The sequence below is a fragment of the Rhizobacter sp. P3_B12 genome (assembly GCF_056402895.1).
In genome coordinates, this window is sequence record NZ_JBFUGN010000319.1 from 1 (window position 1) to 6,037 (window position 6,037).

Sequence of the window (6,037 nt, forward strand, 5' to 3'; positions counted from 1 at the left end):
CGGCCATCCAGGCCGGCAGCTACCTGAAGGTGCCGGTGCTGGCCGGCAACACGCGCGACGAAGGCAAGCTGTTCCCCACGCTGCTGCCCTTGGCCGGCGGCACCGGCAGCGGTCGCCTGCTCGACGACCCGACGGTGTTCTCGATCGCGTTCAACTACAAGCCGAACGGGCCGGCGACGACGACGATCGCGCAGTGGATCCCGCCGTCGTACCTGCCGATCGACGCGCCCGTCACCGGCTTCACCGCGCGCTCCGAGCAGCTGAACCGGATCTTCTTCCTGAACAGCCGCGACAGCGTGCTCGGCGCACTGCAATCGCAGCAGAACCCGATCTGGTACTACCGCTTCGACTGGGACGAGATGCCGGCCCCGTTCAACGAGATCTACGGCGCGGCGCACGCGTTCGACCTGCCGTTCGCGTTCGGCAACTTCGGCCCGTCGCTGTATGCCAACTTCGCGAACACCACGGCCAACGAGCCCGGCCGGCTGGCGCTGTCGAACGCGATGATGCGCAGCATCGGCGCCTTCGCGCGCAATGGCGACCCGAACAACGCCGGCCTCGGCACGACCTGGCCGCAGTGGCCGGCCACGCTGGTGTTCGACGCCTCGCCGAGCGCGAAGCAGATCAGCGTTCAATAAAGGGTTGACGCCAATTCAGTCGCCCCCCGCGCTGAGGTGCCACAGCCTCAGCGCGATGTGGATCTCCAGCGCCCGCGACGCCTGGCCCCAATGCCCGAGCAGCGTCTCGATGGTGGCCAGGCGCTGCCGCACCGTGTTGACGTGGATGCCCAGGCGCTGCGCGGTGGTCTTCGCGTTCTGGTTGTTGTCGAAGTAGCTCAGCAGCGTCGGCGCCAGTTCGGCGCTGCGCTTGCGGTCGAGCGAGATCAGCGGGCCGATCGTCGCTTCGAGAAAGCTGCCGAGGCTCGCCTGGTCGTGGCTCTCGAACAGCGTCGAGTACAGCGCGAGTTCGTTCTGGTTGACGATCTGTCCCTGCACGCCGATGCGCCGCAGCACCGGCAGCGCACGGCCCAGCGTCGCGTACAGCGCCGGGATCTCGGCCGGCCCGCCGATCGGGCGCGACAGCACGCCGCGGTGCGGCGCGTGCAGCTCACTGCGCGCCCAGGCCGAGACCGCGAGCCGCGCGTCGAGCGCGCCGCTGGCGCCGCACAGGATCACCAGCGTGCCGTCCAGGTCGTCGACCAAGGCATGGGGCAAGGGCCGCATCGTCCTGAAACGCCGCGCCGCGTAGCCGGCGCTCGGGCCGTCCATCTCCACCAGCATCAGCGCCAGCGGCCGCGACAGGTCCACGCCATGCGGCTCGGCGCGGCCGACCAGGTCCTTCAGCTCGCCCTGGCGCGGCCACACGAGCGAGCGCAGCAGGTCCGATGCGTCGTGGCTCTTCGAGGCCTCCAGCCGCTGGCGCGACAGCAGCACCACGCCGATCACGCTCGCGCTGCGCTCGAAGGTGCGGATCGCGATCTCCTCCAGCTCGCCGGCGTGGAAGAGCAGGGCCGCGCCGAGGATGCCGTCGCCGCCGATCACCGCCATGATCCGGCAGGATTCGCCCTCGACCTGCCACGCCGGCACCGAGCGCCCCGTCTCGCGGCTCTGGCGCAGCGCGCGCGCCACCTCGGCGCTGCGCTCGCCGTGCGGCGTGTAGCCGGCCGCACCAGGGCCGGCATGGCCCGGCGCCGCGGGCGCGCTCACCGCCTGCAGGGCTTCGTCGAGCACCAGCACGCTGCCGCCCAGCAGCCGCGCGACCGATTCGCACAGCGTCGCGAGCGAGGCGCCGCGCGCCAGCAGCGAGGTCAGCTGCTCGTGCGCGTCGGTCGCCGCCTGGATGCTGCGCACATGCCGCTCCAGCTCGGCGCGGGCCTGGTCGGCGTCGTGCAGCGCCGCGTTGGCGCGCTCGAAGTCGCGCGCGTTCTTCAGCGCCACCGCGCCGTGCGTGGCCAGCGTGCACAGGATCGAGATGCTCTGCGCGGTGTGCAGCCGGTGGTAGCGGTCGGCGACGAACAACAGCCCCGTCACCTCGCCGTCCCACACCAGCGGCACGCCCACCAGCGCCGCGATGCCCTCATCGCGGAAGGCGGCATCGAGACTGGCGTCGTGCCCGAAGCGCTGGTCGTGCAGGTAGTCGGGCGTCATGAAGGGCAGGCGTGTCGACATCACGACGCTGGCCACGCCGCGGTCGTGCCGCGCCACCATGCCCGAGGTGGTCTGCTGCATCGCGCCGTCGGCGGCCAGCACGTGGAACTCGCCGCGCTCGGCGTCGTAGACCGACAGCCAGGCCACGTCGGAGCCCAGCAGGTTGCGCGCGCGCTGCACCAGGGCGGCCAGCAGGCTCTGCAGGTCGAGCCGGCTCGACAAGGCCTGGGCCGAGTCGATGACGGCCAGCATGCCGCGCTCGCGCTGCTGCTGCAGCTCGAGCCGGTTGCGGATCGCCATCGCCATGCGCACCGTCTCGGCCAGCGTGGACTTGGCCGGCACCTGGTCCGGCAGCGCCTCGACCTCGGCCAGGCGGCGCGCGAAATCGCCGGCGGGCGCGCCCTGGTGGAGCAGGTGGATCAGCTCGGCGACCAGCGTGCCGGCGCCGTCGGGGGAGGGCGGGGCACTGCTCCGCATGGCTTGTCTCCTGTTTGCTGCTGGTTCATGTGCGCCGTCGACGGCGTCTGCGTGGGCCACAGGCTACCAGAGGCCCCAGCGCCGCAGCGGCACGCGCGCGGGCTTCGAAAGACACTGAAGCGGTCCTCAAGGTGTGCGCACCGCACATTGGCCGCGCCGCGCGGCGCATCGAGACTGGCGCCTCTTTCACCCGAGGACCTGCATGCCCATCCTGGATTCGCTCCGGCCCGCGCCCCACCTGCGCGTCCTCGTGACGGCGGGCGCCAACGGCATCGGTGCCGCGATCGCGCGCGCCTTCCACGAAGCGGGGGCGCGGGTGCACGTCTGCGACATCGACCGCAGCGCGCTCGATCGCCTGACGACCGAGCTGCCGGGCATCACCGGCAGCATGGCCGATGCCTCCGTCGCCGCCGATGTCGACCTGGTGTTCGACGACGTGCAGGGCGCGTTCGGCGGGCTCGACGTGCTGGTCAACAACGCCGGCATCGCCGGGCCGACCGGGCCGGTCGAAGACATCGACGGCGCCGGCTGGGAACGCACCATCGCCGTCAACCTGAACAGCCAGTACTACTTCGCGCGCCGCGCGGTGCCGATGCTGAAGCGCTCGGCGGCCAGCCCGTGCCTGATCTCGATGGCCTCGGTCGCGGGGCGCCTGGGCTACCCGTACCGCACGCCGTATGCGGCGAGCAAGTGGGCCATCGTCGGCCTGACCAAATCGCTGGCGATCGAGCTCGGCCCGCACGACATCCGCGTCAACGCGATCCTGCCGGGCACGGTCGAGGGCGAGCGCATGAGCGGCGTGATCGCGGCACGCGCGGCCTCGGTCGGCATCGGCGTGGCCGAGATGCGCCAGCAGTACCTCGACAAGATCTCGCTGCGCCGCATGGTGAGCGCCGACGACGTGGCGGCGCTCGCGCTGTTCCTGTGTTCGCCTGCGGCCCGGAACATGACCGGGCAGGCCATCAGCATCGACGGCAACGTCGAGTACCTCTAAAAAATCCTCGGAGACAAACGATGAATGCTGTTCGAATCGCCACCCTGCCGTTGCTGGTGCTGCTGGCCACCGCGGCGCAGGCCGCCCCGGTCAAGATCGGCGTGCTGGAGACGCTCTCCGGCCCGCAGGCCTCCACGGGCCAGGCCTACCGCGCCGCGGTGCGCTATGCCGTCGACAAGCTGAACGCCGCCGGCGGCTGGAACGGYGAGCCGGTGCAATTGCTGGAGTACGACAACCAGGGCGGCCCGGCGGGCGCCTCCGACAAGCTGAAGGCCGCTGCCGCCGACGGCGTGCAGATCGTCGTGCAGGGCGGCTCGTCGGCGATCGGCGGCCAGATCACCGAGGACGTGCGCAAGCACAACCTGCGCAACCCGGGCAAGGAGATCGTCTACATCAACGTCGGCGCCGAGGCGCTGGAACTCACCGGCGAGAAGTGCAACTTCCACCACTTCCGCTTCGCCGGCAATGCGCAGGTGCGCACCAAGGCGCTGGTGCAGGCGATGAAGCAGGCGGGTGCGCTGGGCAGCAAGGTGTATTCGATCAACCAGAACTACTCCTGGGGCCAGGACATGGAGCGCGCCATCGTCGACAACGCCGGCGCCGGCGGCTACCAGGTGGTGGAGAAGACGCTGCACGACGTCAACAAGATCCAGGACTTCGCGCCCTACGTTGCCAAGATCAGCGCCTCGGGCGCCGACACGGTGATCACCGGCAACTGGTCGAACGACCTGCTGCTGATGATGAAGGCGTCGAAGGCGGCCGGGCTGAAGCTGCGCTTCGGCACCATCTACCTCGACCAGGTGGGCAACATCGCGAACGCCGGCGAGCAGGCGGTAGGCCACTTCGTCGCGCAGGCCTTCAATGCCGAGGCCGCCGGCGCGGAAGGCGATCGCTTCATGGCCGACTACAAGGCGAAGAGCGGGCACTGGCCGGTCGCGACCGAGCCGCAGACGGTGTTCGGCCTCGAGATGGTGGCCGATGCGCTGAAGCGCACGAAGCCGGTGAACGGCGCGCTCGACGTCAACGCGCTCGCGCGGGCGCTGGAGACCACGCGGCTGAAGACGCCGATGGGCGAGGCCAGCATGCGCGCTGCCGACCACCAGGTGCTGCTGCCGCTGGTGGTGTCGGTGGTGGCCAAGGACGCGAAGTACAAGGCCGACGACACCGCGCTCGGCTTCAAGCCGGTGAAGGTGTTCACCGCCGAGGAGGCTGCCGTGCCGGCGCAGGCCAGCTGCAAGATGCAGCGCCCCGGTTGAGGCGATGGAGTCCTTCGTCTTCGGCGTGCTGAACGGCACGGTCTACGGGTTGCTGCTGTTCATGGTGTCGGCCGGGCTGACGCTGGTGTTCGGGATGATGGGCGTGCTGAACTTCGCGCACGCGTCGTTCTACATGCTCGGCGCCTACTTCGCGTACACCTTGCAGGGCCTGCTCGGTTTCGGGCCGGCGGTGGTCGCGGCCACGCTGCTGTCGGGCGCGGTCGGCGTGGTGGTGGAGCGCTGGTTCCTGCGCCGCGTGCACCACCACGGCCATGCGCACGAACTGCTGCTGACCTTCGGGCTGTCGTTCATCATCGCCGAGACGATCAAGCTGTTCTTCGGCAACCACCCGGTGGACTACCGCATTCCGCCGGCGCTCGATTTCGCGGTGTTCACGATCGGCCGGCAGCAGTACCCGGCGTACCGCGCGCTGATGGCCGCTGTGGCGCTCGCGATGTTCGCCGCGCTGTGGCTGCTGCTCACACGCACGCGCATCGGCATCGTCGTGCGGGCGGCGATCCACAAGCCGCGCATGGCGCAGGCGCTGGGGCACAACGTGCAGCTGGTCTTCATGGGCGTGTTCGGTGTCGGCGCGGCGCTCGCCGGGCTGGCCGGTGCGATCGCGGGCGCGTTCTACACCACCAACCCGAACATGGCGCTCGAAGTCGGCGTGATGGTGTTCGTGGTCGTCGTCGTGGGCGGGCTCGGCTCACTCGGCGGGGCGATGCTGGCCTCGCTGCTGATCGGCATCGTCACCTCGCTGGCGGTGGGCGTGGACCGCAGCATCGCCGACCTGCTGGCCGTCGTCGGTGCCGGCGGCTGGGCGCAGAGCGTGGGCGGGCTGCTGACGCTGAAGCTGTCGAGCCTGGCCGCCACGCTGCCTTTTGCGCTGATGCTGCTGATCCTGCTGGYGCGGCCCGGCGGGCTGATGGGTGAGAAGGCCTGATCGATGCGCTCGACACTCCCCCTTCTCGTGGCCGGCGTGGTGCTGCTGGCGGCACTGCCGGCGCTGTTGTCGGCCGGCCTGCTGATCGCATCGATCCAGATGCTCATCGCGGCGCTGTTCGCCAGCGCCTACGGCATGCTCAGCGGCCGCGCCGGCATGCTGTCGTTCGGGCATGCGGCGTACTTCGGCATCGGCACCTTCGCGACGGTGCATGCGA

The 6,037-nt window shown here is 70.3% G+C and carries 5 protein-coding genes and 1 pseudogene; 5 read left to right on the plus strand and 1 reads right to left on the minus strand.

What is annotated here, in order from left to right; all coding sequences use genetic code 11:
- The coding region (locus AC1D01_RS17175; protein WP_477868324.1) for a carboxylesterase family protein at positions 1 to 638 on the plus strand (638 nt) is incomplete at its 5' end.
- Between the two features lie 15 nt (positions 639 to 653).
- Here AC1D01_RS17175 and AC1D01_RS17180 read toward each other — a convergent pair.
- The gene (locus AC1D01_RS17180; RefSeq protein ID WP_477868325.1) at positions 654 to 2,624 is read right to left on the minus strand and encodes a helix-turn-helix domain-containing protein; all 1,971 of its coding nucleotides are present in this window, start codon (positions 2,622 to 2,624) and stop codon (positions 654 to 656) included.
- 202 nt (positions 2,625 to 2,826) lie between these two features.
- Between AC1D01_RS17180 and AC1D01_RS17185 the strand changes: the two genes are divergently transcribed.
- The 4 genes and pseudogenes from AC1D01_RS17185 to AC1D01_RS17200 all read left to right on the plus strand — a co-directional run.
- The gene (locus AC1D01_RS17185) at positions 2,827 to 3,618 is read left to right on the plus strand and encodes an SDR family oxidoreductase (RefSeq protein WP_477868326.1); all 792 of its coding nucleotides are present in this window, start codon (positions 2,827 to 2,829) and stop codon (positions 3,616 to 3,618) included.
- Positions 3,619 to 3,638: 20 nt separating this feature from the next.
- Positions 3,639 to 4,874 (plus strand): branched-chain amino acid ABC transporter substrate-binding protein, encoded by a 1,236-nt coding sequence (locus tag AC1D01_RS17190; RefSeq protein ID WP_477868327.1) that lies wholly within the window; start codon positions 3,639 to 3,641, stop codon positions 4,872 to 4,874.
- Positions 4,875 to 4,878: 4 nt separating this feature from the next.
- A complete protein-coding gene (locus AC1D01_RS17195; protein ID WP_477868328.1) occupies positions 4,879 to 5,820 on the plus strand; it encodes a branched-chain amino acid ABC transporter permease in 942 nt (313 codons plus the stop codon).
- Between the two features lie 3 nt (positions 5,821 to 5,823).
- A pseudogene (locus AC1D01_RS17200) lies at positions 5,824 to 6,037 on the plus strand (branched-chain amino acid ABC transporter permease); the annotation flags it as partial.

Excerpts from the sequence above, each read along its gene's own strand:
- AC1D01_RS17180 (WP_477868325.1), bottom strand. The coding sequence starts at position 2,624 with ATGCGGAGCAGTGCCCCGCCCTCCCCCGACGGCGCCGGCACGCTGGTC.
- AC1D01_RS17185 (WP_477868326.1), top strand. The coding sequence starts at position 2,827 with ATGCCCATCCTGGATTCGCTCCGGCCCGCGCCCCACCTGCGCGTCCTC.